This window comes from Pseudomonas sichuanensis (assembly GCF_024749065.1).
Taxonomy (GTDB): domain Bacteria; phylum Pseudomonadota; class Gammaproteobacteria; order Pseudomonadales; family Pseudomonadaceae; genus Aquipseudomonas; species Aquipseudomonas sichuanensis.
Map to the genome: position 1 here is coordinate 5364204 of NZ_CP087185.1, position 26678 is coordinate 5390881.

Consider the following 26678-nt stretch of genomic DNA (forward strand, 5'->3'; position numbering starts at 1 on the left):
GTTACCATTACCCTGATGAACTTCTCTCTGGCGTTACGCGGCGTAGCATTGCCTCCGTAGCCACTTTTCAGCCCCCGAGAGGAGCACCGAATCATGAAACGCCATCTGCTGCTGAGCCTGACCCTGTCCGTACTTGCCGCCAACGCTTTCGCCCTGCCTGCCGAAGACCAGCACCTGAGCGCCGAATCGCGCTCCAGCGCAGCCACTGTTGCCCAGCCGCTGAACACCCTGGCTGAAGGTGGCGCCGAACGCCTGCAGGAACGTGCCGGTCGCGTTGCCGAAGGTGGCTCGGATCGTCTGATCGAACGTAATAACCGCGTCGCCGAAGGTGGCTCGGATCGCTTGATCGAACGTAATAACCGCGTCGCCGAAGGTGGCTCGGATCGTCTGCTCGAACGCAACAACCGCGTCGCCGAAGGTGGCTCGGATCGCTTGATCGAACGTAATAACCGCGTCGCCGAAGGTGGTTCGGACCGTCTGATCGAACGCAACAACCGCGTCGCCGAAGGTGGCTCGGACCGTCTGATCGAACGCAACAACCGCGTCGCCGAAGGTGGCTCGGACCGTCTGATCGAACGCAACAACCGCGTCGCCGAAGGTGGCTCGGACCGTCTGATCGAACGCAACAACCGCGTTGCCGAAGGTGGCTCGGATCGCCTCGTCGAACTCAGCCGTGTGAGCTGATCGCCATGGCCGAAAACAACAAACCGCCCCGCTGTATCTGCTCCCCACCTAGCCCGGTCCATTGACCGGGCTTTGTTTTTTTATCCAGAATGGCCGGCCTCACAGCCACAGAATCCCGTCCCATGCTGCCGCGTGCCGAACAGAAGCTACAGACCCGCCAGGCCCTGCTGGACGCCGCCTGCCAGCTCATGGAGAGCGGCCGTGGCTTTGGCAGCATCAGCCTGCGCGAAGTGGCCAAGGCTGCCGGCATCGTGCCCACTGGCTTCTATCGCCACTTCCCCGACATGGACACCCTGGGCCTGGCCCTGGTCGCCGAAATCGACACCACCTTCCGCCAGACCATTCGCCTGGTGCGGCACAACGAATTCGAGCTAGGCGGCATCACCGACGCCTCGGTGCGCATCTTCCTCGATGTAGTCAACGCCCACCGTGCTCAGTTCCTGTTCCTGGCCCGCGAACAGTACGGCGGTTCGCAAGCCGTACGCCAGGCCATCGCCCGCCTGCGCCAGGACATCAGCAGCGACCTGGCCACCGACCTTGCGCGCATGCCGCGCTGGCAGCACCTGGACGGCGCGGCCCTGGCGGTGATGGCCGACCTGGTGGTCAAGACCGTGTTCGCCACCCTGCCGGAGCTGATCGACAGCCCGGAGCCGGGCAACCCGCAGGTGATGACGGCGCAAGAGAAGATCACCCAGCAGCTGCGCTTCATCTTCGTGGGTGCGCGGCATTGGCAGGGGTTGGGGAACCCAGGCTGATCCCTTGCCTGTACCGGCCCCATCGCCGGCAAGCCGGCTCCCACAGGGAATCACTCCTACAAAGACAGTTGCTCCCACAGAGCAGGCGTCAGCCTCGATACTTGTGGGAGCTGGCTTGCCAGCGATGGGGCCAGCACAGGCAACCCATACCCCCAGTTCTGCTACCATGGCGCCCTGCCCGACCGTCCATGAGCGCCAGCATGTCCGACCCCCGCCTTGCTTTGACCCGTTTTCAACAGCACTTCGCCGAACGCATCGTGCCGCTGTGGCAAGGCCCGGGCTGGAACGCCGAGATGGCGCTGCCCTATGAAGCCCTGGACGCCCAACACCGCCCGCTGCCGGTACAGCGCTACCGCGCCATGGCCTGCGCGCGCCAGCTGTACCTGTTCAGCAGCCGCATCGAACAACCGGGCGCTGCCGAACGCGCGGCGGCACTGTTCCGCTCGCTGCAAAAGCACTTCCATGACGCCGAGCACGGCGGCTGGTTCTACAGCATCGACGCCGAAGGCAAGCCGCTGGACCGGCGCAAGGATCTCTATACCCACGCCTTCATCGTCTTCGCCTGCGCCCATTACTGGGGCAAGGTCGGTGAAGGTCTGGTGGAAGCCACGCTCAATGGCGCCCTGGAAGTGGTTGCCGAGCAGTTCGCCCGTGACGATGGCCTGTACGAGGCCAGCCTGGGTGAAGACTGGTCGGACCTGGGCAGCGGCCCGTTGCAGAACCCACAGATGCACCTGGCCGAAGCTTTCCTGCAGGTGCTGGCCGTGCGCGAGGACGACGACGTACGCCAGTCGCTGCTGCAGCTGTGCGAAGCACTGCAGGCGCAATTCGTCGAACCGCAACACGGCCTGATGCTGGAGAAACCGCGCGGGGCTGTGGATAACTGGTTCGAGCCTGGCCATCAGTTCGAATGGTTCTACCTGCTCGACAGCTCGCCGCTGCTGCGCGGCACGCCGCTGCATGCCTCCATCAGCCGTGCGTTCGGCTACGCCGAACAGTGCGGGGTGAAGGATTCGGCGGTGCTGGCGATGCTGGATGTGGACGGCAAAGTGCTCGACGCCACCCAGCGGATCTGGGCCCAGGCGGAGTACCTGCGGGCGCTGGTGCTGCGCTCGGCCAGCGATGAAAAATTGCTTGGGCAGCTGCAGGCCCTTCAGGGGCAGTTCCTGCATGACGGCGGCTGGCATGAGTGCCGGGATGGCAATGGCGCGGTCAGCCGGCATGACATGCCTTCGACCACGCCCTATCACTTGGCGACCTGCCTGGAAGGTTTGCAGCGCCTGGACTGACGCAATCGCGGGGCAAGTCGCAGCGGCGCACCGCCGCTCCCACAGGTTTTGCGCATCATCTGTGGGAGCGAGCTTGCCTCGCGAATGGCCCGCAAAGCGGGCCTTGTCAGTTGATTCAGGCCTTGGCCGAGCGGTCGATCGAGAACCCTGCCCAGTCCTGGCTCACCGGCATCAGCTCGAGGCTGTTGATGTTGATGTGCGCCGGTTGATTGAGGATCCAGAAGATGGTCTCGGCAATGTCCTGCGGCTGGATCGGCTCGGCGCCTGCATAGGTGGCGTCGTACTTGGCCTGGTCGCCGCCGAAGCGCACCAGCGAGAACTCGCTCTCGCACAGTCCTGGCTCGATGTTGCTCACCCGCACCCCGGTACCGCGCAAGTCGCAACGCAGGCTCAGCGAGAACTGGCCGACGAACGCCTTGGTGCCGCCGTACACGTTGGCGCCTGGGTACGGGTAGTTGCCCGCCACCGAGCCGACGTTGAGGATCGACGCACCACGGCCGTGGGCGATCAGGCGTGGCAGCAGCAGGCGGGTGGTGTACATCAGGCCCTTGATGTTGGTGTCGACCATGGTTTCCCAGTCGTCCAGGCTGCAGTTCTGCGCGGCATCGACACCCAGCGCCAGTCCGGCGTTGTTGACCAGGCCCTGCAGTTTGTCGAAGGCCGGCGGCAGGCTGGCGATGGCCGCCTCCATGGCTTTGCGGTCACGCACATCGACCACCAGGGTGTGCACTTCGGTCTTGGCCGACAGCTCGGCGCGCAGGGCATCCAGGCGCTCCTGGCGACGGCCGGTGAGGACCAGCTTCCAGCCGGCCTCGGCGAAACGGCGGGCGGTGGCCTCACCAAAACCGGAAGTCGCGCCAGTAATGAATACGGTGGATGTCATGCTCTTCTCCTTGGCTGTGGATTAGGTGCTGCAGGCCTCGCAGCATGCCCGGCGCACGCCCTGGCGACAACCGTTTCGATGCCTGATCAAAAAACGACCAAAGCCTTGAAGGCCCCGTGCTAGATGGTCCTGAGAGAGCTATGCGCACCTTATCCACAAGCCTTTCCCCACGGATTGGGGGCAACTCGTCGGTTGCGTGGAACCTTTTGTTCGGCCGAGGTCCTGTGGAAATCTTTCAGTGATGGCGCAACGCTTTCAACCATGCCGCTTGCGGCAGTCTGTCCAAGGTTTTTGCACAGAGTTATCCACAGATATCCGGCCCTTGTGGACAGGTCCTCCTGCTGGCAAAAACACTCGTTGAATCAACCACAAAGCGTACATGATCAAAAAACGTACAACCTCTTGAAGACCTTGAAAACAAAGGGGTACAGCGAGGTGCCACCATGTTTTCCACAGGCGGCTCCACACAATCCGTGGAAAGTTTTGTACCTGTGGAAACAAGGGCTTGCGAGGGGGTTGTGGAGTGCTTCGAGAAAGATATGCGACAAGTTGTCCACATGCTGCTGGGAAGCCGCATCGCTGGCAAGCCAGCTCCCACAGAAGCAGGTTCATGCGGTCAGGGTGGGAGCCGGCTTGCCGGCGAAGGGGCCGCGCAGCGGCCCCGGAAACAATCAGTGCCCGCCCAGATAGGCGTTACGCACCTCCTCGTTGACCAACAGCTCCTGCCCGGTCCCGGTCATGCGGATCTGCCCGTTGACCATCACATAGGCACGGTCCGAGAGCTTCAGCGCATGGTTGGCGTTCTGCTCCACGAGGAAGATGGTCATCCCGCTCTGCGCCAGTTCGCGCAGGGTGGCGAAGATCTGCTTGACCACGATCGGCGCCAGCCCCAACGACGGTTCGTCAAGCAGCAGCAGCTTGGGCCGGCTCATCAGCGCCCGGGCGATGGCGAGCATCTGCTGCTCGCCGCCGGACATGGTCATCGCCCGCTGGTTACGCCGCTCCTTGAGCCTGGGGAACAGCGTAAACATGCGCTGCATGTCCTCATCGGCATGTTTGTCGCCGATGGGGATGGTGCCCATCATCAGGTTCTCCTCGACGGTCATGTCGGGGAACACCCTGCGCCCTTCGGGGGACTGGGCGATGCCGTTGGAGGCGATGTAGTGCGACGACTTGCGGGTGATGTCGGTGCCACGGTAGATGATCTGCCCGGAGGCCGCCCGGGGCTGGCCGAAGATCGACATCAACAAGGTCGACTTGCCCGCACCGTTGGCGCCGATCAGGCTTACCGTCTCGCCTTCGTTGATGTGCATCGAGACTTTCTTCAGGGCCTGGATCGGCCCGTAGAACACCTCGAGATCCTTCAGTTCGAGAATGGGTGCGGTCATACCAGTTCCTCTTCATCAGCACCCAGGTAGGCGGCGATCACCGTCGGGTTGTGGCGGATATCCTGCGGCGCGCCTTCGGCGATCACGTTGCCGTGGTCGAGCACGACGATATGGTCGGAAATGCTCATGACCATGCCCATGTCGTGCTCGATCAGCACCACGGTGATGTCATGCTCGTCGCGCAGCACGCGGATCATGCGGCTGAGCGCCTCGGTTTCCTGCGGGTTGAGGCCGGCGGCCGGTTCGTCCAGGCAGATGATCTTGGGCCTTGTGCACATGGCCCGGGCGATCTCCAGACGGCGTTGCTGGCCATAGGAAAGCTCACCGGCCAGGCGGTTGGCGCAGTCGACCAGGTCGACCACCTCCAGCCAGTAGAAGGCATGGTCCAGCGCCTCGCTCTCGGCCTGGCGGTAGCCCTTGGTGTTGAGCACCCCGGCCAGCAGGTTGCGGTTGACCCACATGTGCTGGGCCACCAGCAGGTTCTCCACCACCGACATTTCCTTGAACAGGCGGATGTTCTGGAAAGTACGCGCCAGCCCCGCCCGGTTTACCAGGTGGGTACCGCCGAACATCTTGTAGTACATGCGGTTGGCGAAACGCGCGGGGGACACGAAGTCGGAGGGCCGGAAACGCTCGCCCAGCAGCTGAATGACGTTGGTTGTGCTGCCGCGCACGTTCAGTTCGATGCGCCCGCCGCTGGCCTTGTAGAAGCCGGTCAGGCAGTTGAACACGGTGGTCTTGCCGGCGCCGTTGGGGCCGATCAGGGCGAAGATCTGGTTGCGCTTCACTTTCAGGCTGACATCGCTGAGCGCCTTGATCCCGCCGAACTGCATCATCAGGTTGTCGACCGACAGAATGATTTCGTCGCTCATGGCGCCACTCCTTTACGCGGGACCACACCAGTACGGCTGATGCGGATCAGCCCCCGTGGTCGCCAGATCATCATCAGCACCATCAATACGCCGAACAGCAGCACGCGGTACTCGGAGAAGCTGCGCAGCAGCTCGGGGGCCACGGTCAGCACGAATGCGGCAATCACCACGCCCACGGTCGAGCCCATGCCGCCGAGCACGACGATGGCGAGGATCAGCGCCGACTCGAAGAAGGTGAACGACGACGGGTTGACGAAGCCCTGGTAGGTGGCGAAGAACACGCCGGCAAGGCCTGCGGTAGAGGCACCGAGGGTGAAGGCGGAGAGCTTGACCAGCACGTGGTTCAGGCCCATCGAGCGGCAGGCGATCTCGTCTTCGCGCAGCGCCTCCCAGGCACGGCCGACCGGCATGCGGGTCAAGCGGTGCTTGATGTACAGCACGGCCAGCACTACCAGGAACAACACCGCGTAGATGAACACGAACTTGAGGTTGGCGTTGTATTCGAAGCCGAAGAACTCATGGATCGGCACCCCGCCGTCCTTGGCCCTGCGACCGAACTCCAGGCCGAAGATGGTCGGCGATGGCGCCGGCATGCCGTTGGGGCCACCGGTGAACGACAACCAGTTGTTCAGCACCAGGCGAATGATTTCACCAAAGCCCAGGGTCACGATCGCCAGGTAGTCGCCATGCATCCGCAACACCGGGAAGCCGAGGATGCACCCCGCCAGCGCGGCGGCGATGGCCGCCAGCGGCAGCACGCTCCAGAAGCCCAGGCCCAGATACTGGTAGCCGAGCGCCAGGCCGTAGGCGCCAATGGCGTAGAACGCCACGTAACCCAGGTCGAGCAGGCCGGCCAGGCCGACCACGATGTTCAGGCCCAGGCCCAGCAGCACGTAGATCAGGCCGAGGATGACCACGGTCAGCAGGTACTTGTTGGCGAAGACGGGGAACACGATGGCAATCACGATCAGCGCCGGAATGATGTAGCGCAGGCGCGACTTGTAGTCCGGCGCCAGCACGTGCACGCCCGAACCACCACTGTCGAAGCCCTGGAGCATGCGCAGGCCGGTGGCGGTCTGCAGGAACAGGCTGAGCACGAAGCGCCCGACCATCACCCCGCCGACCAGCCAGGCCACGCGGGTCGGCTGGGCGTTGAAGGTGTAGCCGTCGAGTACCACGCCGACGACCGGGCCAAATACGATGAGGGCCAGCAGGCCGGCGACTATGGTCTCCAGCAGGCTGCGTTTGAGATCGAAACCTTTGTTTGCAACAGCAGGGGCAGTATTGGCAGCGGACATGTTCACACCTTAGCCACGAGCGGGCGACCCAGCAGGCCTTGGGGACGGAAGATGAGGATCATCACCAGCAGCGAGAAGCTGAACACGTCCTTGTAGTCGGAGTTGATCAGGCCGGAGAACAGCGACTCGGAAATCCCCAGGATGATCCCGCCAAGCATGGCGCCCGGGAGCGAGCCGATACCGCCAAGCACGGCGGCGGTGAATGCCTTGATGCCGATGATGAAGCCGGCATAGAAGTCGAAGGTGCCGTAGTTCATGGTGATCAACACGCCCGCCAGTGCGGCCATCACCGCGCCGATGACGAACACGTAGGAGATCACCCGGTCGGTGTTGATACCCAGAATGGAGGCCATCTTGCGGTCTTGTTGCGTGGCGCGGCACATGCGGCCGAGCTTGGTGTACTTGATCACGTAGGTGAGCAGGCCCATGCCGACGAACGCGGCGACCAGGATGAAGATCTTGGTGTAGGTCAGTTGTACGAAACCACTGCCAACGTCGATACGCATGGCGCCTTCGAGCAGCGTGGGTACGCCCTGCTGGCGGGCGCCCTGGCTGATCTGTGCGTAGTTCTGCAGGATCAGCGAGATGCCGATGGCGCTGATCAGCGGTGCCAGGCGGGTGGAGTTGCGCAGGGGTTTGTAGGCGATGCGCTCGATGGTGAAGCCGTAGACGCCGGTGACGACGACGGTGAACAACAGCGTGCCGAGCATCAGCAAGGGGAACGACTCGATGCCGAAGTAGGCCAGCAATGCCAGGCTGATCGCCGCGAGGTACGCGGAAATCATGTACACCTCGCCGTGCGCGAAGTTGATCATGCCGATGATGCCATAGACCATTGTGTAGCCGATGGCGATCAGGCCATAGACCGACCCGAGGGTCAGGCCGTTGACCAGTTGCTGCAGGAAAATACCATCCATAACGCAATCTCACCTGATTGAGATTGCACGAGCGCCGACCACGGCGGGCCACGGATGAAGTGGCCGTTGCGGCGCAGAACCGTGCAGATCTACGAATAAAGACAGCTGCTGCGGGGGCGTTGGCCCGGGCTTGCAGGCCCGGGCCCCACCCTGGTTATTTTTGTTTTTCGAGCTGGTGGTACTTGCCGTCTTTATCCCACTGGTAGACCACGTAGTCGGACACGGTCAGGTCGCCCTTGCTGTCCCACTTCTTCTCGCCCATGACGGTCTTGACCGGGTTGGCCTTGAGCCACTTGGCGGCGTCCTCGCCCTTGTTCGACTTGGCGCCGTTGAAGCCGGCGGCCAGGGCCTGCAGCGAAGCGTAGGCGTACAGGGTGTAGCCTTCCGGCTCGGTGCCATTCTTGCGGAACTCCTCGACCACCGCCTTGCTGTCGGGCAGCAGACGCGGGTCGGCGCCGAAGGTCATGTACACACCATCGACGTATTGAGCACCGCCAGCGGTGGTGACCAGTTCGTCGGTGACGATGCCGTCGTCGGACATGAACTTGACGTCCTTCAGGCCCTGCTCGCGCAGCTGGCGTACCAGCGGGCCGGCCTCTGGGTGCAGGCCACCGAAGTAGACGACGTCGGCACCGGCGGCGCGGATCTTGGTGACCACGGCGCTGAAGTCCTTCTCACCGCGGGTCAGGCCTTCGTACAGTACCGGCGTGACGCCGCGCTTGATCAGCTGTGCCTTGGTCGCGTCGGCCAGGCCCTGGCCGTAGGTGTCCTTGTCGTGCAGCACGACCACTTTCTTGCCCTTGAGCACGTCGACGATGTAGTCGCCGGCGACGATGCCCTGCTGGTCGTCACGGCCACACATGCGGAACATTGCAGACAGGCCGCGCTCGGTGACCTGCGGGTTGGTGGAGCCCGGGGTGATGGCGATCACGCCAGCCTCGTCATACACCTCGGAGGCGGGGATGGTGTTGGAGGAGCAGAAGTGACCGACCACACCGATCACCTTGTCCTGGTCCACCAGGCGGTTGGCCACGGCCACGGCCTGCTTGGGTTCACAGGCGTCGTCACCTTTGACCAGGACGATCTTTTCGCCGTTCACCCCGCCGGCGGCGTTGATCTTGTCGGCTGCCGCCTGGGCACCTTTCATGTACTGCTCGCCAAACGCTGCGTTGGCACCGGTCATGGGGCCCGCAACACCGATCTTGACGTCGGCCTGAACATACGAAGAAACACCCAGTGCTGTGGCTACTGCCAGTGCCAGGAAACCTTTCTTGTAAAACGTCTGCGACATGAGGTGGTGCTCCTAGAGTTTTTTTTGGTTGGCACTACAACTTCATCAACCCTGTGCTCCGAGCAAGGGCCGTGCCATTGGTTTTGCATTCCGGGAAAACTCACTGTGCAGGGGGATAAGAGGCGACCGACGGCCTTTTCTTTATTGAGCGTGCAACCGTCTGCCGCAGGGTGAGCGCCACCCAAACGCCTAGACAAGGAGCAACCATCGAGTGCCATCATTGCAACCCTTGCAAGTGTTAACGTGCAACCGCCCTGTAACAGCCGACGTCACCGAACTGCACACCGCTGGTGCGCGACTGCTACAGGCAGCACCGTTTGAAGGCTAGCCGGTGCACGGAAAAAGACCTGCTTTGCCTGCGCCGGCCCTTTCGCGGGTAAACCCGCTCCCACAGGATGGCACCTGACCTGTGGGAGCGGGTTTACCCGCGAAGGGGCCGGCATAGGCGCAACAACACCTCAAAGACTGGCACAATAGCCGCCATTGCCCGCTTTGGAGCTTCCCCCTGATGAGCGAGAGCGCATTCGCCGAGCGCATCGTGCACAACCTGCTCGACACCGATTTCTACAAGCTGACGATGATGCAGGGCGTGCTGCACAACTACCCGGACGCCGACGTCGAGTGGGAGTTTCGCTGCCGCAATGGCGAAGACCTGCGCCCCTACCTGGGCGAAATCCGCCACCAGCTGGAACTGCTCAGCGAGCTCACCCTGGATGATGGCCAGCTAGCCTTCCTCGAGCGCATCAGCTTTCTCAAGCCCGACTTCCTGCGTTTCCTGCGGCTGTTCCGCTTCAACCTGCGCTACGTGCGCTTAGGCATCGAAAATGACCAGCTGAGCCTGCGCCTGCGTGGCCCGTGGCTGCACGTGATCCTCTTCGAAATACCCCTGCTGGCGATCATCAGCGAAGTGCGCAACCGCCACCTGCACCCGCACATGCGCCTGGCCGAGGCGCGTGACCAGCTACACCGCAAGTTCGACTGGCTGCGCGCCCATGCCAGCGATGACGAACTGGCCGAACTGCAGGTGGCCGACTTCGGCACCCGCCGGCGCTTTTCCAGCCGGGTGCAGGCGGAAGTGGTGCGGGTGCTACGCGATGATTTCCCGGCCCGTTTCGTCGGCACCAGCAACGTCGACCTGGCATGGAAACTGGATATCAAGCCGCTGGGCACCATGGCCCATGAATGGTTCATGGCCCACCAGCAACTCGGCCCACGGCTGATCGACAGCCAGAGCGCCGCGCTGGACTGCTGGGTACGTGAATACCGCGGGCTGCTGGGCATCGCCCTGACCGACTGCATCACCATGGATGCCTTCCTGAAGGATTTCGACCTGTACTTCGCCAAGCTGTTCGACGGCCTGCGCCACGATTCGGGCGAGCCGGTGGCCTGGGCCGAGAAAGCCATCGCCCATTACCAGAAGCTGGGCATCGACCCGATGACCAAGACCCTGGTGTTCTCCGATGGCCTGAACCTGACCCGTTCACTGGAAATCTTCCGTGCCCTGCGCGGTCGGATCAACGTCAGCTTTGGCATCGGCACCAACCTGACGTGCGACATCCCCGGTGTGGCGCCCATGAACATCGTGCTTAAAATGACCGACTGCAACGGCTCGCCAGTGGCGAAGATCTCCGACGAAGCCGCCAAGACCCAGTGCCGCGACCAGAACTTCGTCGCCTACCTGCGTCACGTATTCAAAATCCCCAGCAAGGAGTAACCCATGCAAGCCGTTCAGCAGGAGATTGCCCAGGCGCTCAAGGTGCAGCCCCCCTTCGCCGATACCGCCGCGCTCGAGCAGGAAGTGGCCCGGCGCGTGGCGTTCATCAAGGACTGCCTGGCCAACGCCCGGCTCAAGACCCTGGTGCTGGGCATCAGCGGCGGCGTCGATTCGCTGACCGCCGCCCTGCTCGCCCAGCGCGCCATCAACGAGTTGCGCAGCGAGACCGGCGACAAGGCCTACACCTTCATCGCCGTGCGCCTGCCGTACCAGGTGCAGCACGACGAGCACGACGCCCAGGCCTGCCTGGACGTGATCAAGGCCGATGAAGTGCACACCGTCGACATCGCCCCGGCGGTACGCGCCCTGGCCACTGAAGTAAAAGCGCTGGAAGGTGGCTCGCCGAGCCTGGTGGACTTCGTCGTCGGCAATACCAAGGCGCGCATGCGCATGGTGGCGCAATACACCATCGCCGGCGCCCGCGCGGGCCTGGTGATCGGCACCGACCACGCCGCCGAGGCGGTGATGGGCTTCTTTACCAAGTTTGGTGATGGTGCCTGCGACCTGGCGCCGCTGAGCGGGCTGGTGAAGAACCAGGTGCGGGCGATTGCGCGCAGCTTTGGCGCGCCGGAATCGCTGGTGGAGAAAGTGCCGACCGCCGACCTGGAAGACCTGGAACCGGGCAAGCCGGACGAGGCGTCCCACGGCGTCACCTACCAGCAGATCGATGCCTTCCTGCATGGCCAGCCGGTCGATCAGGCGGCGTTCGACATCATCGTCGGCACCTACCGCAAGACCCAGCACAAGCGCGAACTGCCGTTCGCGCCTTGATCAAGTCATAAAACGACCTGTGGGAGCGGGCTTGCCCCGCGATGGCGATGGTGGATTCACCATCGCCATCGCGGGGCAAGCCCGCTCCCACGTTTGTGGCTCAGTTAGTCGTTACTTAACTACGACCTTGCCCTTCATCATCGAGATGTGGCCCGGGAAGGTGCAGAAGAAGCTGTAGTCGCCACCGGCTTCAAGCTTCGAGGTGTCGAACTTCACTTCAGTCTCTTTCTCTGGCGCGCCGATCATCGCGGTGTGGGCGATGATGTTGGCGTTATCTGCTTTCAAGTAGCCCTTGTCGATGCCCTGGCTCATGCCTTCGGTGGCGATCGCCTGCATGTCGGCAGTCTTGCTGATCACCAGGTTGTGGCCCATGACGTTCTTCGGCAGGCTGCCCGAGTGGGTCAGCTTCACGGTGAACTCTTTGCAGCTCTTGTCGACGGTGAATTCTTTGCTGGTGTAGGACATCTGGTCAGTCGACTCGACAGTGACCGAGCATTCGGCTGCAAAGACAGAGGCGCTGGCGAGGGTCAGCAGGGATACCGCTACAGCTTTCGCAAACATCATGAATCTCCTTGGCAGGGTTTTATCAATTGCGAGACTGCCTGAAACCATGCAACCCAGCCCTGATGTGGGTCAAGGGGTGTCAAGTGGCCAGCCAGTTGAATTGTTCAATGGATTGTATACAACCAATCAAAGAGCACATCATGCCCTCTTGATAGACGATGGGACAACCTTTCATTTAGGAGTAACTGAAATGTCCCTCTCAAGTTTCATGAACAGCCTGCTCGCCGCCTACGCCCAGGGCGCCACCGGCGCGGCCTGCGAATTCTCCCGCCCAGAGTGAATAGCCTTGGAAGTGTCAGGCTAGAGCCTTACCCTGTGCCCCCTGTGAAGGGAGACAAGCCATGCCTGTACGTTCCGTTTGTGTGTTCTGCGGCGCCAGTATCGGCGCCAACCCCGCCTACCGTGAAGCCGCCATCGCCCTGGGCCAGGCCATCGCCCGCCGGGGCCTGACGCTGGTCTATGGCGGCGGCGCGGTGGGCCTGATGGGCACCGTGGCCGACGCCGCGCTGGCCGCGGGTGGTGAAGTGGTCGGGATCATCCCCGAAAGCCTGATGAACGCCGAAATCGGCCACAAGGGCCTGACCCGTCTGGAAGTGGTGGACGGCATGCACGCGCGCAAGGCGCGCATGGCCGAACTCAGCGATGCCTTCATCGCCCTGCCGGGTGGGCTGGGGACGCTGGAGGAGCTGTTCGAGGTGTGGACCTGGGGGCAGCTGGGGTATCACGCCAAGCCGCTGGGCTTGCTGGATGTGAACGGGTTCTACGAGAAGCTGGGCGGGTTCCTCGACCATATCGTCGAGGAAGGCTTCGTACGGCCGCAGCACCGGGCGATGTTGCAGTTGGCGCAGCAGCCGGATGAGTTGCTGGAGGCGATGGACAGCTTCGTCGCGCCAGTGGCGCCGAAGTGGGTGGACAAGAAGCCGGATTGATCTCGATTGATGCGGCAAACACCTGAGCCTGTGGGAGCGGGTTTACCCGCGAATGCGTCGGTGGATCGACCATCGCATTCGCGGCGGTTCGACGCTTCGATGAACCCGCTCCCACAGGGATCTCATGCTGCCTTGAAGGTCAGCGCGGAATGACTGGCTGACGCGGCTTCTTGCCCTTGCCGCCACCCTTGGCCGCCTCTTTGCGCTCCTTGGCCGCCTGCTGGTTGCGGGCGAACGCTTCGGCCTTGGCCTTCTCGCGCTTGTCCCACGGCTTGCTGCCATCGCTGGCACGCGGCGGCAGGCCGGTGTGCTGGGTGAGGATCTTCTGCTCCTTGCCCACCTTGTGGCTGCCGGCCGGCGTGGAGTTCTTGCGCCGGGCGCTCTGGTAGCTGTCGGTCTGCGGCTGGTGCAGCGGGATCAACTGGTGCTTGCCCGGGCCGATCAGGTCGGCGCGGCCCATACGCTCCAGCGCTTCACGCAGCATCGGCCAGCCCTTCGGATCGTGGTAGCGCAGGAACGCCTTGTGCAGGCGACGCTGCTCCTCGCTCTTGACGATCTCCACCCCTTCGCTCTTGTAGGTGACCTTGCGCAGCGGGTTCTTGCCCGAGTGGTACATGGCCGTGGCCGAGGCCATGGGCGACGGGTAGAACGCCTGCACCTGGTCGGCGCGGAAGCCGTTGCCCTTGAGCCAGAGGGCCAGGTTCATCATGTCTTCGTCGGTGGTGCCCGGGTGCGCGGCAATGAAGTACGGGATCAGGTACTGCTCCTTGCCCGCCTCTTTCGAGAACTTCTCGAACATGCGTTTGAAGCGGTCGTAGGTGCCGATACCCGGCTTCATCATCTTGTCCAGCGGGCCACGCTCGGTGTGCTCCGGGGCAATCTTCAGGTAGCCACCGACGTGGTGGGTCACCAGCTCGCGCACGTACTCCGGCGATTCCACCGCCAGGTCGTAGCGCAGGCCCGAGGCAATCAGGATCTTCTTCACCCCCGGCAAGGCGCGGGCCTTGCGGTACAGCTCGATCAGCGAGCTGTGGTCGGTGTTGAGGTTCTCGCAGATGCCGGGGAACACGCACGACGGCTTGCGGCAGTGCTTCTCGATCTCGTGGCTCTTGCAGGCGATGCGGTACATGTTGGCGGTCGGGCCGCCAAGGTCGGAGACCACGCCGGTGAAGCCTGGCACCTTGTCACGCATCTCTTCGATTTCGTGCAGGATCGACTCGTGCGAGCGGTTCTGGATGATCCGGCCTTCGTGCTCGGTGATCGAGCAGAAGGTGCAGCCACCGAAACAGCCACGCATGATGTTGACCGAGAAACGGATCATCTCGTAGGCCGGGATGCGTTCCTTACCATAGGCCGGGTGCGGAACACGCGCGTAGGGCATGCCGAACACGTAGTCCATTTCTTCGGTGGTCATAGGGATGGGTGGCGGGTTGAACCACACATCCACCTCGCCGTGCTTCTGCACCAGGGCGCGGGCGTTGCCGGGGTTGGTCTCCAGGTGCAGCACGCGGTTGGCGTGGGCATAGAGCACCGGGTCGTTGCGCACCTTTTCGAACGATGGCAGGCGGATCACCGACTTTTCCCGGGTGATCTGCGGGCTGTCGAGGATCTGCACCACCTTGGCTTCGTTCGGGTCGTCCTGCTCGCCCTTGGCCTGCTCGATGGCGCAGGCCTGGGTGTCCTGGGTGTTGACGTAGGGGTTGATGATCTTGTCGACCCGGCCCGGACGGTCGATGCGGGTGGAGTCGATCTCGTACCAGCCCTGGGGCGTGTCGCGGCGAATGAACGCCGTGCCGCGCACGTCGGTGATCTGCTCAATGGGCTCGCCCTGGGACAGGCGCTGGGCGACCTCGACGATGGCCCGCTCGGCGTTGCCGTACAGCAGGATGTCGGCGCTGGCGTCCACCAGGATCGAGTGGCGGACTTTGTCCTGCCAGTAGTCGTAGTGGGCGATGCGGCGCAGCGAGGCCTCGATGCCGCCGAGCACGATCGGCACGTGCTTGTAGGCTTCCTTGCAGCGCTGGCTGTACACCAGGCTGGCGCGGTCCGGGCGCTTGCCGGCCAAGCCGCCAGGGGTGTAGGCGTCGTCGGAGCGGATCTTCTTGTCCGCGGTGTAGCGGTTGATCATCGAGTCCATGTTGCCGGCCGCGACACCGAAGAACAGGTTCGGCTCGCCGAGCTTCATGAAGTCGTCTTTGGACTGCCAGTTCGGCTGGGCAATGATGCCCACCCGGAAGCCCTGGGCCTCGAGCAGGCGGCCGATGATGGCCATGCCGAACGACGCATGGTCGACGTAGGCGTCACCGGTCACGATGATGATGTCGCAGGAATCCCAGCCGAGCTGATCCATCTCCTCCCTGCTCATCGGCAGGAACGGCGCTGGCCCGAAGCATTCGGCCCAGTACTTGGGATAGTCGTAGAGTGGTTTGGCTGCTTGCATGTCAGTGACCGGTTCTGGTGTGCAGGGAAATCGCGGGCGCGGAATATAGCACAAATTTTGACCAAATCCGACGGTGGTGGTCGGATTCATTTGGATCGACCAGGAAAACACTGACCCCTGTGGGAGCGGGTTTACCCGCGAAGGCGATGGAACATTCGACATCGCATTCGCGGGTAAACCCGCTCCCACAGGGGCCAGTTGGATCCCGGGAGGTTTATTCGTCGTCGTCGAAGTTGTACATACCCGGCGCGAGGTTCTCGAAGCGGGTGTACTTGCCGATGAACGCCAGGCGGATGAAGCCGATGGGGCCGTTACGCTGCTTGCCGATGATGATCTCTGCCACGCCCTTGTGCTCGGTCTCGGGGTGATACACCTCGTCGCGGTAGACGAACATGATCACGTCGGCGTCCTGCTCGATTGCACCGGATTCACGCAGGTCGGAGTTGACCGGGCGCTTGTTGGGGCGCTGCTCCAGGGAGCGGTTGAGCTGCGACAGGGCGATGACCGGGCAGTTGAATTCCTTGGCCAGGGCTTTCAACGAGCGGGAGATCTCGGAGATCTCGTTGGTGCGGTTGTCACCGGCAGAGCCCGGGATCTGCATCAGCTGCAGGTAGTCGACCATGATCATGGCGATCTCGCCGTGCTCACGGGCCAGGCGGCGGGTACGGGCACGCATTTCCGAGGGGCTGATGCCGGCGGTGTCGTCGATGAACAGCTTGCGGTCATTGAGCAGGTTGACCGCGGAAGTGAGGCGCGGCCAGTCGTCATCGTCCAGCTGACCGGAACGCACTTTGGTCTGATCGATCCGGCCGAGGGACGAGAGCATACGCATGATCAGCGATTCACCTGGCATCTCGAGGGAGAACACCAGCACCACCTTGTCGCTGCGCAGTACGGCGTTTTCCACCAGGTTCATGGCGAAGGTGGTCTTGCCCATCGACGGACGGCCAGCAACGATGATCAGGTCGGCGGGCTGCAGGCCGCTGGTCTTCTCGTCGAGGTCGGTGTAACCGGTAGAGACACCGGTGATGTCACTGTCGGAGTTGAACAGCGTGTCGATGCGATCGATGGCCTTGGTCAACAGCTCGTTGACGCCCACCGGGCCACCGGTCTTCGGCCGCGCCTCGGCGATCTGGAAGATCTGCCGCTCGGCGTCGTCGAGGATCTCCTCGGCGTTGCGCCCCTGGGGGTTGAAGGCGTTGTCGGCGATGTCGGTACTGATGCTGATCAGCTGGCGCAGCGTGGCCCGCTCGCGAATGATCGCGGCGTAGGCCTTGATGTTGGCCACCGACGGCGTGTTCTTGGCCAGTTCAGCCAGATAGGCCAGGCCGCCGACCTGGGTGGAGACGCCTTCCTTGTCCAGCTGCTCGTGCAGCGTCACCACGTCGAACGGGTGGTTCGCGTCGACCAGCTTGTGGATGGCGCGGAAGATCAGGCGGTGGTCATGCCGATAGAAATCGCCATCCGACACCTGATCCAGCACCTTCTCCCAGGCGTTGTTGTCCAGCATCAGGCCACCGAGCACGGCCTGTTCGGCCTCGATGGAATGCGGCGGCACCTTCAGGGCAGCGGTTTGCAGGTCGAGCTGTTCCGGATGGGTAATCTCGTTCATGGCCACGAAAGAATTCTGGGGGGATGATAAAACAAAGGGCACGGCCTGTAGGAAACAGGACCGTGCCCGATGTTAACCGCCTGGCCCGCGAGGGACCAGCCGATTGCGCAGCTTAGGCAGCTACGACGACCACACGTACGGTGGCTTCAACGTCGCTGTGCAGGTGCACGGCTACGTCGTATTCGCCAACCTGACGGATGGTGCCGTTCGGCAGACGAACTTCAGCCTTGGCCACTTCAACGCCGGAGGCGGTCAGGGCGTCAGCGATGTCGTGGGTGCCGATCGAACCGAACAGCTTGCCTTCGTCGCCAGCGGTGGCAGTGATGGTCACTTCCAGCTCGGCCAGTTGGGCAGCACGGCTTTCAGCCGATGCTTTCTTGTCTGCTGCGGCTTTTTCCAGCTCAGCGCGGCGCTCTTCGAACGCGGCCAGGTTGGCGGCGTTGGCAACGGTGGCCTTGCCGAACGGCAGCAGGAAGTTACGGCCGTAACCGGCCTTAACGTTTACTTTGTCGCCCAGGTTGCCCAGGTTGGCGACTTTTTCCAGCAGGATCAGTTCCATTTGGTAAAACCTCTTAACTTTTAACCTTCACCGTTCGCGGAATCGTCACCCTGCGAAGGGGACTTGCGACCGCGAAAATCAATCAGGCTGTCGACAATGGCCAAAACCACGAGCAACGGATACATCAGCTGCATGAGCAGCGGCAACGTCACGTACATCCCCACCAGCCAGAACCCGGCCAGTCGCCCCTGCGCCACCAACCCATGAATCAGGGCGATGCCAGCCAGAAGCAGTACCAGGCTGGAGGCCGATGCCAGCACGATGAACTGAGACCCGATAAACGGACCCAGCGCCATCAGCGACACCAGTGCCAGCATGGGCACCAGCGGTAGCCTCAGTTCGCGAAACTCGCGGCCGAAACCACCGGGGTTGTACAACGCTGCCTGCCAATAGCGCGCCAGCATCAAAGCCAGCAGGCTGAACAGCTGCAGCATTACCGCACTGGAAGCGACCAGCAAAGGGCCGATCAGCTCACCAGGTAGTACGGGTTTGCCTTCGAACTGCGGCAGGGCTTTTTCAAGCGCCTTGGCCAGCACCTCGAAGGTCTCGCGCAGCACCGCATCCAGGATCAGGCTGTACAGCAAGCCTAATACGACACTGGACAGCAGCACCCGGCTCCAGGAGTGCCCGGCACGCAACAGCGCAGCCAGGCCCAGCGTTCCCAAAAACACCAGCAAGGTGCTGGGTTCGCCGAAGTACCACATGATCACCGCCGGCAACAGGCCCCAGGCGATGACCGATGAAGCATCCTTGAAACCACGCCGCAGGAACACCAGGCTCCCGGCGGCGGCACTCAACCAGAACAGCAGCGGCAGTACCGCACTGATGACCACCACGAAGGTGGCCTGCACACGACCGCGCATGATGAAACTTGCCAACGCTCGCATGCTTATCCCTTGCTACTTAAGTCGACGACCCGGTCTCAGCGGCCGTGGCTGTCGGTGTAGGGCAGCAGGGCCAGGAAGCGGGCGCGCTTGATAGCGGTAGCCAGCTGACGCTGATAACGAGCTTTGGTACCGGTGATGCGGCTTGGAACGATCTTGCCGGTTTCGGATACGTAAGCTTTCAGGGTGTTGAGATCTTTGAAGTCGATCTCTTTCACGTCTTCAGCAGTGAAGCGGCAGAATTTACGACGACGGAAGAAACGTGCCATGTGATTGGCTCCTCAAAAGGTCCGTGGATTACTCGTCAGCGTTATCGCTGTTGTCGCTGTCATTGCTGTCGTCGCCATCGACGCCATCAGCACTGTCAGGACGTTCGCGACGCTCACGGCGCTCGCTGCGGTTCTCTTCTGCCTTGAGCATCTCGGACGGGCCGGTAACGGCTTCGTCACGACGGATGACCAGGTTACGGATCACGGCATCGTTGTAGCGGAAGTTGTCTTCCAGCTCGGCCAGGGCCTTGCCGGTGCACTCAACGTTCAGCATCACGTAGTGAGCCTTGTGAACATTGTTGATTGCGTAGGCCAGTTGACGACGGCCCCAGTCTTCCAGGCGGTGGATCTTGCCACCATCTTCTTCGATCAGCTTGGTGTAACGCTCAACCATGCCGCCGACTTGCTCGCTCTGATCCGGGTGGACCAGGAAGATGATTTCGTAATGACGCATGAATGCTCCTTACGGGTTAGTAGTCTGCCAGCGTATCTGGTCAGACAAGGAGTGAATGACACTGTAAGTCTTGCCCCGGCGTGTAGGCGCATGCGCACCGGCCAGCTGGCAAGGGGCGCAATTGTAGAGAAGGCCAGGGGGACAAGCAAGGTAATTGGCGAATATTTGAACAGCCGGAAACATATTCGCCCGACGGGCAGGTTCCTGCGGGAGCAGACCCGTGAGGCGGGGTTCGTGGGAGCGGGCTTGCCCCGCGATACGATGGCAAACCCACCACCGCCATCGCGGGGCAAGCCCGCTCCCACAAGCCCGCCCTGTAGGTAACGAATCAGCGCTTGGCCTGGCGCTGTCTCACTGCCTCGAACAGGCACACCCCGGTCGCGACCGAGACGTTCAGGCTGCTGACGCTACCGGCCATCGGCAGCTTGACCAGGAAATCACAGTGCTCGCGGGTCAGCCGACGCATGCCCTTGCCTTCGGCACCCATGATCATCACCAGCGGGCCGGTCAGGTCCTGCTGGTAGATCTCCTGCTCGGCCTCACCGGCGGTACCGACCACCCACAGCCCGCGCTGCTGGAGCTTCTCCAGGGTGCGGGCCAGGTTGGTCACGGCCACCAGCGGGATCACTTCGGCAGCGCCACAGGCCACCTTGCGCACCACGGCAGTCAGGCTGGCCGACTTGTCCTTGGGGATCACTACTGCAGTAGCGCCCGCGGCATCGGCGGTGCGCAGGCAGGCGCCGAGGTTGTGCGGGTCGGTAACGCCGTCGAGGACCAGAATCAGCGGCGGGGTTTCAGTGCGCTCGAGCAACTCCTCGAGCATCAATTCACCCCACACCTGGCTCGGGCTCACCTCAGCCACTACGCCCTGGTGCACACCCTCGACCCAGGCATCGAGCTCGCGGCGCTCGGCCTGGCCGACCTGAACGCGGTTTTCCGCGGCCAGGGCCAGCAAGGTCTGCAGACGCGGTTCGCTACGGCCTTCCGACAGCCAGATCTGCTTGACCCGCTTGGGATGGTGCTGCAGCAACGCCTGGACGGCGTGCACGCCGTAGATCTTTTCCAGCTGACTCATGACTTGTTCTTGCCTTTACGTGGCGCGCCGGACTTCGACGGCCCCTTGCGATGCTTGGTCGGTTTACCGGAAGCCGACTTGCTGCCTTTCTCCGACTTGCTGGCGGCGTGCCCGGTGCGCGCATCGCTCATCAGCGCTTTCTTCATCTCGCGGCTCTTGCGCACTTCGGCGTTACGCTGGACAGCGTCTTTCGGGAAGTAGGCTTCGGCGGTTTCGCCCTTGCGGCTGCGCGGCTTGGGCGAGATTTTCGCTTCGCCGGCAGGCGCCGGCTGGGCGGCCGGCTCGGCGGCACCGGCGCGCGTCTTGCGGCCAACCGGCGCGGTGACGGTCTGCTCGGACATCTCGAAGTCGATCTTGCGCTGCTCGAGGTCGACACGCATGACCTTGACCTCGACCGTGTCGCCAAGGCGGAAGCTGCGCCCGGTGCGCTCGCCCGACAGGCGATGATGAACCGGATCGAAGTGGTAGTAGTCACCCGGCAAGGCACTGACATGCACCAGGCCTTCGACATAGATGTCGGTCAGCTCGATGAACAGGCCAAAGCCGGTCACAGCCGTGATCACGCCCGGGAAAATTTCCCCGACACGGTCACGCATGTACTCGCACTTGAGCCAGTTGACCACGTCACGGGTGGCCTCGTCGGCGCGGCGCTCGGTCATCGAGCACTGCTCGCCCATCTGCTCGAGGGCGTTCTCGTCGTACGGGTAGATACGCGCCTTGGGGATGCTCATGGCACCGGCACGCTTGACGTGCGGGGTATCGACCTTGGAGCGGATCACGCTGCGGATCGCCCGGTGCACCAGCAGGTCCGGGTAACGACGGATCGGCGAGGTGAAGTGGGTGTAGGCTTCGTAGTTCAGGCCGAAGTGGCCATTGTTCTCGACGCTGTACACCGCCTGGCTCAGGGAGCGCAGCATGACGGTCTGGATCAGGTGGAAGTCCGGGCGCCCGGCGATGCTCGCCAGCAGGGCCTGGTAGTCCTTCGGCGACGGATCCTTGCCCTTGTGCAGGCTCAGGCCCAGTTCGCCGAGGAAGGCGCGCAGTTTTTCCAGGCGCTCCGGCGGCGGGCCGTCGTGCACGCGGTACAGCGACGGCACATTGTGCTTCTGCAGGAACGCGGCGGTGGCGACGTTGGCCGCCAGCATGCATTCCTCGATCAACTTGTGGGCGTCGTTGCGCACGGTCGGACGAATTTCGTCGATCTTGCGGTCTTCGCCGAAGATGATCCGGGTTTCCTGGGTCTCGAAATCGATCGCGCCACGGGTGTGACGGGCCGCCAGCAGCACCTTGTACAGCGCGTACAGGCTCTTGAGGTCTGGCAGGACCGCACTGTACTCCTCGCGCAGGGCCTTGCCTTCGCGGGTACGGGAATGCTCGAGCATGCTGCTGACCTTGTTGTAGGTCAGGCGCGCATGGGAGTGGATGACCCCCTCGTAGAACTGGTAGTCGACCATCTGGCCGGCCTTGTTGATGGTCATTTCACAGACCATGGCCAGGCGATCGACGTGCGGGTTCAACGAGCACAGGCCGTTGGACAGCTCCTCGGGCAGCATCGGGATGACGCGCTCCGGGAAGTACACCGAGTTGCCGCGCTGCTGTGCTTCGGTATCCAGGGCAGAACCCAGGCGCACGTAGCTGGACACGTCGGCGATCGCCACATAGAGGCGCCAGCCGCCAGAGAACAGGCGCAGCTTGCCCAGCGGCTCGCAGTAGACGGCATCGTCGAAGTCACGGGCGTCTTCACCGTCGATGGTGACGAACGGCAGGTGACGCAGGTCGATGCGCTTCTCTTTGTCTTTTTCTTCGACTTCGGAGCGGAACTTGCGCGCTTCCTTGATCACGTCCTGCGGCCAGACATGGGGAATGTCGTAGCTGCGCAGGGCGATATCGATCTCCATGCCCGGGGCCATGTAGTTGCCGATCACTTCGACAACGTCACCTTGCGGCTGGAAGCGCGGGGTGGGCCAGTGGGTGATCTTGATCGAAACGAACTGGCCGATCTTCGCACCACCGTTACGCCCGGCGGTGACCAGCACTTCCTGCTGGATCTTCGGATTGTCCGGCGTCACATAACCGATGCCGCCTTCTTCGAAGTAGCGGCCGACCACGCTCTCGTGGGCACGGGAGATGACTTCAACCAGCACGCCCTCGCGGCGGCCACGGCGGTCGACACCGGAGACCCGGGCAAGGCCGCGGTCACCGTCGAATACCAGGCGCATCTGCGAGGGGCTGAGGAACAGATCCTCGCTGCCGTCGTCGGGGATCAGGAAGCCGAAGCCGTCGCGGTGGCCGGAGACACGGCCGCAGATCAGGTCGAGCTTGTCTACCGGGGCATAGGTGCCGCGCCGGGTATAGATAAGCTGGCCATCACGCTCCATGGCGCGCAGGCGGCGACGCAGGGCTTCGATCTGGTCTTCTTCATACAGACCGAACTCTGCCGCCAGTTCTTCGCGGGCAGCCGGTTCGCCACGGTCGGCGAGGCGCTGCAGGATCAGCTCACGGCTGGGAATAGGATTGTCGTATTTTTCCGCTTCGCGAGCGGCCTCGGGATCGAGGGATTGCCAATCGGCCATCAGAAGGGGTTCACCTTGGGGTATATAGATATGAATTCTGGCATAGGCCTATTGAAACCGGAAATGTCAGCCTTGGACAGCCCCAGCACAGCGTCCGCTGCCCAGTAATAGGCCTGCGGAATCAACAAGTTGAATTTTTTGAAATTTTTTTCGCTCGGGGGCTTTACAGCCTCCAGGACCGTCCGTATAGTGCGCACCACAACGACGGACAACCCCGAAGTTGTAGTAGAGATGAACGGCGCTGTAAAGCATCTTGTAATCTCGAATGTGTGCCCAGGTGGCGGAATTGGTAGACGCGCTGGTTTCAGGTATCAGTGACTTAACGGTCGTGGAAGTTCGAGTCTTCTCCTGGGCACCAAGATTTTCAAGTAATAGATGACCAAGGATCTATTACTACTGTGTGAAAGCGAACGATAGTCGCCTCACCAGATGATTCAAAGCTTTGCCCAGGTGGCGGAATTGGTAGACGCGCTGGTTTCAGGTATCAGTGACTTAACGGTCGTGGAAGTTCGAGTCTTCTCCTGGGCACCATATAAAAACCCACTAGCTTGCTAGTGGGTTTTTTCTTGCCTGCGATTTTTGCTTGCCCCCTCTCCCGCCGAAAGTTCTCTAGCGCGCTCGATCTCACAGACACAGCAGGGATCACGGCGAACCCCCATGAATTTCCCGTCATACGCCCATTTGAGAAACGATTTCGTTTACCATTGTTTCCAAATATGTAGCCGTAAGCGAGGAAGTACCCGCATGACGATCCGCCCGCAACCGCTGATGCGCAGCCTGGCCGCTGCAGTGCTGAGCCTGGTGATCGGCGCCCCGGCCGCCCTGGCAGACGCCCCGGCCAGCCTGACCATGTACAACGGTCAGCACAAGGAAATCGGCGAAGCCATTGCCAAGGCCTACGAGGCCAAGACCGGCATCCACATCAATATCCGCAAAGGCAGCAGCAACCAGCTGGCCAGCCAGATCATCGAGGAAGGCGACCGCTCGCCCGCCGACATCATCTATACCGAAGAGTCGCCACCGCTGAACAACCTGGGCGAACTGGGTCTGCTGGCGAAGATCGACGACGCCACCCTGAATATGCTGCCAAAGGAATACGTAGGCGCCAATGGCACCTGGATGGGGGTCACTGCCCGCACCCGCGTGGTGGTGTACAACCCGAAAAAGGTCGACGAGAAAGACCTGCCCACCACAGTGATGGACTTCGCCAACCCCGAGTGGGAAGGCCGGGTCGGTTACGTGCCCACCAGCGGCGCCTTCCAGGAACAGGCCGTGGCCATCCTCAAGATGCACGGGCGCGAAGCCACCGAGGAATGGCTGACCGGCTTGAAAGCGTTCGGCAAGACCTACACCAACAACATGGTGGCCCTGAAGGCCGTGGAAAAAGGCGAAGTCGCCGCCGTGCTGGTGAACAACTACTACTGGTACGCCCTGGAGCGCGAGCGCGGCAAGCTCGATTCCAAGCTGTACTACCTGGCCGATGGCGATGCCGGCAACCTGGTGACCATCTCCGGCGCCGCTGCGGTGAAAGCCAGCAAGCACCCGAAAGAAGCCCAGGCCCTGCTCAACTGGATGGCCAGCGAAGAAGGCCAGCGTGTGATCACCCAGACCACCGCCGAATACCCGCTGCACAAGGGCATGGTCTCGGACCGTGGCCTGAAGCCGTTCGAGGAGCTGCGCCCGCCGAAGATCTCGCCGGCCGACCTGGGCAACGCCGAGGAAGCCATTGAGCTCGAACGTGAGGTTGGTCTGCTCTGATGACCGCCGCCCTGCCCTCGCCCGCCGTCTCCCGCTTCGTCCCCAAGCGCAAGCGCCCGTCTGTCTGGGTGCTGCTGCCGGTGCTGTTCCTGGTGGCGATGAGCCTGCTGCCATTGCTGTATGTCGGGCTCAAGGCCTGGGAAGCCGGCGCTCACGAGGCCCTGCGCCTGCTCTGGCGCCCGTTCGTCTGGGGCCTGCTGCGCAACACCCTGCTGCTGATGGCCGGCGTCACCGCGCTGTGCCTGGTGGTGGGCGTGGCCCTGGCCTGGCTGCTGGAGCGCAGCGACCTGCCGGGCCGGCGCCTGTGGGGCGTGGTGCTGTGCCTGCCGTTCGCCGTGCCGTCGTTCGTCAGCAGCTTCACCTGGGTGTCGCTGAGTTCGGACTTCGAAGGGTTGGGCGGGGCGATCCTGGTGATGGCGCTGTCCAAATACCCGCTGGTGTTCCTGCCGGTGGCCGCCACCCTGCGCAACCTCGACACCGCGCTGGAAGAATCGGCGCGCACCCTGGGTTGCAGCCGCTGGGGGGTGTTTCGCAAGATCACCCTGCCACTGCTCTGGCCGTCGATGCTGGGCGGCGCCTTGTTGATCGCCCTGCACATGCTGGTGGAGTTCGGCGCCCTGTCGATTCTTGGCCTGCAGACCTTCACCACGGCGATCTACCAGCAGTTCGAACTGGAATTCAGCAACGCCAACGCTGCCATGCTTTCGGCAGTGCTGCTGGCGCTGTGCCTGGTGATGCTCTGGCTGGAGCTGCGGGTACGCGGCAAGGCCCGCCATGTGCGGATCGGCCAGGGCGTGGCGCGTCGCGCCCAGCCGGTCAACCTGCGTGGCTGGATGCCGCTGGGGCAACTGCTGTGCCTGGCGCTTGCGGTGCTGGGCAGCGGTATTCCACTGGCCATGCTCGGCTACTGGCTGAGTGTCGGCTCGTCGGCGGCCTTCCCGGTGGCGGCCATCGGCAAGGCACTGGCCACCTCGCTGTCGGTGTCGCTGGGCGGCGCAGGTTTCTGCGTGCTGCTGGCATTGCCGATCAGCTTCCTGGTGGTGCGCTACAAGGGTCGCCTGGCGATCTGGGCCGAACGCCTGCCGTACCTGCTGCACGCCCTGCCGGGCCTGGTGATCGCGCTGACCCTGGTGTTCTTCGCCCTGCACTACGTGCCGGCGCTGTACCAGACCACTGCCCTGCTGATCCTGGCCTATGCCCTGCTGTTCCTGCCGCTGGCCCAGTCGCCGGTGCGCACGGCACTGAACAAGGCTTCACCGACGCTGGAAGAGGCGGCGCGCACGCTGGGTGCGAGCAGCTTCGCGGCGTTCTGCCGGGTGACCCTGCCGATCATCTTCCCGGCCATGGCGGCGGCATTTGCGCTGGTGTTCCTGGATGCCATGAAGGAGTTGACCGCCACCTTGCTGCTCAGCCCGACCGGGATGACCACGCTGGCAACCGAGGTGTGGGCGCATACCGCCAACGTCGAGTTTGCGGCGGCCGCGCCTTATGCGGCGCTGTTGATCGTGGTGTCGGGGTTGCCGGTGTATCTGCTGACCACGCGGATGTATCTGAACAAGGCGTAAGGCCCTATCGCGGGGCAAGCCCGCTCCCACAGTGTTCGTGGGGCGGGGCTGCCGGTGTATCTGCTGACTACGCA

At 62.8% G+C, this 26678-nt stretch carries 23 protein-coding genes and 2 tRNA genes; 10 read left to right on the forward strand and 15 right to left on the reverse strand.

The window, feature by feature from the left end:
* Positions 1-93 precede the first annotated feature (93 nt).
* From LOY51_RS24155 to LOY51_RS24165, 3 genes are all read left to right on the forward strand, one after another.
* Positions 94-684 (forward strand): phage infection protein, encoded by a 591-nt coding sequence (locus tag LOY51_RS24155; RefSeq protein ID WP_125860636.1) that lies wholly within the window; start codon positions 94-96, stop codon positions 682-684.
* A gap of 122 nt (positions 685-806) precedes the next feature.
* Positions 807-1439 carry a TetR family transcriptional regulator gene (locus tag LOY51_RS24160; RefSeq protein WP_125465739.1) on the forward strand — a complete coding sequence of 211 codons (633 nt, stop codon included), beginning with the start codon at positions 807-809 and terminating at the stop codon, positions 1437-1439.
* A 200-nt stretch (positions 1440-1639) separates the two neighbouring features.
* Entirely contained in the window at positions 1640-2728 is a 1089-nt protein-coding gene (locus LOY51_RS24165) for an AGE family epimerase/isomerase (protein WP_125860638.1), read from the forward strand.
* Between the two features lie 115 nt (positions 2729-2843).
* Here the strand turns inward: LOY51_RS24165 and LOY51_RS24170 are convergent, their stop codons facing one another.
* The 6 genes from LOY51_RS24170 to LOY51_RS24195 form a co-directional block, all read right to left on the reverse strand.
* On the reverse strand, positions 2844-3611 hold the full coding sequence (locus LOY51_RS24170; protein WP_125465741.1) for an SDR family oxidoreductase: 768 nt from the start codon (positions 3609-3611) through the stop codon (positions 2844-2846).
* Between the two features lie 671 nt (positions 3612-4282).
* Complete coding sequence (locus tag LOY51_RS24175; protein ID WP_125465742.1) at positions 4283-4999, reverse strand: ABC transporter ATP-binding protein; 717 nt, start codon at positions 4997-4999, stop codon at positions 4283-4285.
* Positions 4996-5871 carry an ABC transporter ATP-binding protein gene (locus LOY51_RS24180; protein WP_125860640.1) on the reverse strand — a complete coding sequence of 292 codons (876 nt, stop codon included), beginning with the start codon at positions 5869-5871 and terminating at the stop codon, positions 4996-4998. The genes LOY51_RS24175 and LOY51_RS24180 overlap by 4 nt, the downstream gene beginning before the upstream one ends.
* Complete coding sequence (livM, locus tag LOY51_RS24185) at positions 5868-7169, reverse strand: high-affinity branched-chain amino acid ABC transporter permease LivM (RefSeq protein ID WP_110992986.1); 1302 nt, start codon at positions 7167-7169, stop codon at positions 5868-5870. Before livM ends, LOY51_RS24180 begins: the two co-directional genes overlap by 4 nt.
* Before the next feature lie 2 nt (positions 7170-7171).
* A complete protein-coding gene (locus tag LOY51_RS24190; protein ID WP_110992987.1) occupies positions 7172-8086 on the reverse strand; it encodes an ABC transporter permease subunit in 915 nt (304 codons plus the stop codon).
* Between the two features lie 154 nt (positions 8087-8240).
* Positions 8241-9377, reverse strand: a complete 1137-nt coding sequence (locus LOY51_RS24195) for a branched-chain amino acid ABC transporter substrate-binding protein (protein ID WP_110992988.1) — start codon at positions 9375-9377, stop codon at positions 8241-8243.
* 508 nt (positions 9378-9885) lie between these two features.
* On the opposite strand from LOY51_RS24195, the gene pncB reads away from it, so the two are divergent.
* Complete coding sequence (gene pncB, locus LOY51_RS24200) at positions 9886-11091, forward strand: nicotinate phosphoribosyltransferase (RefSeq protein WP_110992989.1); 1206 nt, start codon at positions 9886-9888, stop codon at positions 11089-11091.
* A 3-nt stretch (positions 11092-11094) separates the two neighbouring features.
* The gene (nadE, locus tag LOY51_RS24205) at positions 11095-11922 is read left to right on the forward strand and encodes an NAD(+) synthase (protein WP_125860644.1); all 828 of its coding nucleotides are present in this window, start codon (positions 11095-11097) and stop codon (positions 11920-11922) included.
* A 111-nt stretch (positions 11923-12033) separates the two neighbouring features.
* Here the strand turns inward: nadE and azu are convergent, their stop codons facing one another.
* On the reverse strand, positions 12034-12483 hold the full coding sequence (gene azu, locus LOY51_RS24210) for an azurin (RefSeq protein WP_110992991.1): 450 nt from the start codon (positions 12481-12483) through the stop codon (positions 12034-12036).
* A gap of 344 nt (positions 12484-12827) precedes the next feature.
* Here azu and LOY51_RS24215 point away from each other — a divergent pair, with 344 nt between their 5' ends.
* Positions 12828-13415 (forward strand): cytokinin riboside 5'-monophosphate phosphoribohydrolase, encoded by a 588-nt coding sequence (locus tag LOY51_RS24215; RefSeq protein WP_125860646.1) that lies wholly within the window; start codon positions 12828-12830, stop codon positions 13413-13415.
* Between the two features lie 139 nt (positions 13416-13554).
* On the opposite strand, the gene LOY51_RS24220 is transcribed toward LOY51_RS24215, so the two are convergent.
* The 8 genes from LOY51_RS24220 to rnr all read right to left on the reverse strand — a co-directional run bounded on the left by LOY51_RS24220 (position 13555) and on the right by rnr (position 23281).
* Positions 13555-15855: a YgiQ family radical SAM protein gene (locus LOY51_RS24220; protein ID WP_125465748.1), complete on the reverse strand. Its 2301-nt coding sequence runs from the start codon at positions 15853-15855 to the stop codon at positions 13555-13557.
* 214 nt (positions 15856-16069) lie between these two features.
* Positions 16070-17467: a replicative DNA helicase gene (gene dnaB, locus LOY51_RS24225; RefSeq protein WP_110996121.1), complete on the reverse strand. Its 1398-nt coding sequence runs from the start codon at positions 17465-17467 to the stop codon at positions 16070-16072.
* Between the two features lie 112 nt (positions 17468-17579).
* Positions 17580-18026 (reverse strand): 50S ribosomal protein L9, encoded by a 447-nt coding sequence (rplI, locus tag LOY51_RS24230; RefSeq protein ID WP_011535934.1) that lies wholly within the window; start codon positions 18024-18026, stop codon positions 17580-17582.
* A gap of 20 nt (positions 18027-18046) precedes the next feature.
* Positions 18047-18913 carry a hypothetical protein gene (locus tag LOY51_RS24235; RefSeq protein WP_125860648.1) on the reverse strand — a complete coding sequence of 289 codons (867 nt, stop codon included), beginning with the start codon at positions 18911-18913 and terminating at the stop codon, positions 18047-18049.
* A gap of 35 nt (positions 18914-18948) precedes the next feature.
* Positions 18949-19179 (reverse strand): 30S ribosomal protein S18, encoded by a 231-nt coding sequence (gene rpsR / locus LOY51_RS24240; RefSeq protein WP_003249563.1) that lies wholly within the window; start codon positions 19177-19179, stop codon positions 18949-18951.
* A 28-nt stretch (positions 19180-19207) separates the two neighbouring features.
* Positions 19208-19633 carry a 30S ribosomal protein S6 gene (gene rpsF / locus LOY51_RS24245; protein WP_110996123.1) on the reverse strand — a complete coding sequence of 142 codons (426 nt, stop codon included), beginning with the start codon at positions 19631-19633 and terminating at the stop codon, positions 19208-19210.
* 328 nt (positions 19634-19961) lie between these two features.
* Positions 19962-20708 (reverse strand): 23S rRNA (guanosine(2251)-2'-O)-methyltransferase RlmB, encoded by a 747-nt coding sequence (gene rlmB, locus LOY51_RS24250; RefSeq protein ID WP_110996124.1) that lies wholly within the window; start codon positions 20706-20708, stop codon positions 19962-19964.
* The gene (rnr, locus tag LOY51_RS24255; protein WP_125860650.1) at positions 20705-23281 is read right to left on the reverse strand and encodes a ribonuclease R; all 2577 of its coding nucleotides are present in this window, start codon (positions 23279-23281) and stop codon (positions 20705-20707) included. Before rnr ends, rlmB begins: the two co-directional genes overlap by 4 nt.
* Before the next feature lie 271 nt (positions 23282-23552).
* Between rnr and LOY51_RS24260 the strand changes: the two genes are divergently transcribed.
* The 4 genes from LOY51_RS24260 to LOY51_RS24275 all read left to right on the forward strand — a co-directional run bounded on the left by LOY51_RS24260 (position 23553) and on the right by LOY51_RS24275 (position 26604).
* A tRNA-Leu gene (locus LOY51_RS24260) sits at positions 23553-23639 on the forward strand.
* 86 nt (positions 23640-23725) lie between these two features.
* Positions 23726-23812 (forward strand) — tRNA-Leu (locus LOY51_RS24265).
* A gap of 213 nt (positions 23813-24025) precedes the next feature.
* Complete coding sequence (locus LOY51_RS24270) at positions 24026-25039, forward strand: extracellular solute-binding protein (protein ID WP_125860652.1); 1014 nt, start codon at positions 24026-24028, stop codon at positions 25037-25039.
* Positions 25039-26604, forward strand: a complete 1566-nt coding sequence (locus LOY51_RS24275; protein ID WP_125465752.1) for an ABC transporter permease — start codon at positions 25039-25041, stop codon at positions 26602-26604. The genes LOY51_RS24270 and LOY51_RS24275 overlap by 1 nt, the downstream gene beginning before the upstream one ends.
* Positions 26605-26678: the final 74 nt, after the last annotated feature.

Coding starts and splice junctions, on each gene's coding strand:
- LOY51_RS24160 (WP_125465739.1), top strand. CDS start 807: ATGCTGCCGCGTGCCGAACAGAAGCTACAGACCCGCCAGGCCCTGCTG.
- rnr (WP_125860650.1), bottom strand. CDS start 23,281: ATGGCCGATTGGCAATCCCTCGATCCCGAGGCCGCTCGCGAAGCGGAA.
- livM (WP_110992986.1), bottom strand. CDS start 7,169: ATGTCCGCTGCCAATACTGCCCCTGCTGTTGCAAACAAAGGTTTCGAT.
- nadE (WP_125860644.1), top strand. CDS start 11,095: ATGCAAGCCGTTCAGCAGGAGATTGCCCAGGCGCTCAAGGTGCAGCCC.
- rpsR (WP_003249563.1), bottom strand. CDS start 19,179: ATGGCACGTTTCTTCCGTCGTCGTAAATTCTGCCGCTTCACTGCTGAA.
- LOY51_RS24195 (WP_110992988.1), bottom strand. CDS start 9,377: ATGTCGCAGACGTTTTACAAGAAAGGTTTCCTGGCACTGGCAGTAGCC.
- LOY51_RS24170 (WP_125465741.1), bottom strand. CDS start 3,611: ATGACATCCACCGTATTCATTACTGGCGCGACTTCCGGTTTTGGTGAG.
- LOY51_RS24155 (WP_125860636.1), top strand. CDS start 94: ATGAAACGCCATCTGCTGCTGAGCCTGACCCTGTCCGTACTTGCCGCC.
- dnaB (WP_110996121.1), bottom strand. CDS start 17,467: ATGAACGAGATTACCCATCCGGAACAGCTCGACCTGCAAACCGCTGCC.
- LOY51_RS24165 (WP_125860638.1), top strand. CDS start 1,640: ATGTCCGACCCCCGCCTTGCTTTGACCCGTTTTCAACAGCACTTCGCC.
- rlmB (WP_110996124.1), bottom strand. CDS start 20,708: ATGAGTCAGCTGGAAAAGATCTACGGCGTGCACGCCGTCCAGGCGTTG.
- LOY51_RS24270 (WP_125860652.1), top strand. CDS start 24,026: ATGACGATCCGCCCGCAACCGCTGATGCGCAGCCTGGCCGCTGCAGTG.
- rpsF (WP_110996123.1), bottom strand. CDS start 19,633: ATGCGTCATTACGAAATCATCTTCCTGGTCCACCCGGATCAGAGCGAG.
- LOY51_RS24190 (WP_110992987.1), bottom strand. CDS start 8,086: ATGGATGGTATTTTCCTGCAGCAACTGGTCAACGGCCTGACCCTCGGG.
- LOY51_RS24275 (WP_125465752.1), top strand. CDS start 25,039: ATGACCGCCGCCCTGCCCTCGCCCGCCGTCTCCCGCTTCGTCCCCAAG.
- LOY51_RS24175 (WP_125465742.1), bottom strand. CDS start 4,999: ATGACCGCACCCATTCTCGAACTGAAGGATCTCGAGGTGTTCTACGGG.
- rplI (WP_011535934.1), bottom strand. CDS start 18,026: ATGGAACTGATCCTGCTGGAAAAAGTCGCCAACCTGGGCAACCTGGGC.
- azu (WP_110992991.1), bottom strand. CDS start 12,483: ATGTTTGCGAAAGCTGTAGCGGTATCCCTGCTGACCCTCGCCAGCGCC.
- pncB (WP_110992989.1), top strand. CDS start 9,886: ATGAGCGAGAGCGCATTCGCCGAGCGCATCGTGCACAACCTGCTCGAC.
- LOY51_RS24235 (WP_125860648.1), bottom strand. CDS start 18,913: ATGCGAGCGTTGGCAAGTTTCATCATGCGCGGTCGTGTGCAGGCCACC.
- LOY51_RS24180 (WP_125860640.1), bottom strand. CDS start 5,871: ATGAGCGACGAAATCATTCTGTCGGTCGACAACCTGATGATGCAGTTC.
- LOY51_RS24220 (WP_125465748.1), bottom strand. CDS start 15,855: ATGCAAGCAGCCAAACCACTCTACGACTATCCCAAGTACTGGGCCGAA.
- LOY51_RS24215 (WP_125860646.1), top strand. CDS start 12,828: ATGCCTGTACGTTCCGTTTGTGTGTTCTGCGGCGCCAGTATCGGCGCC.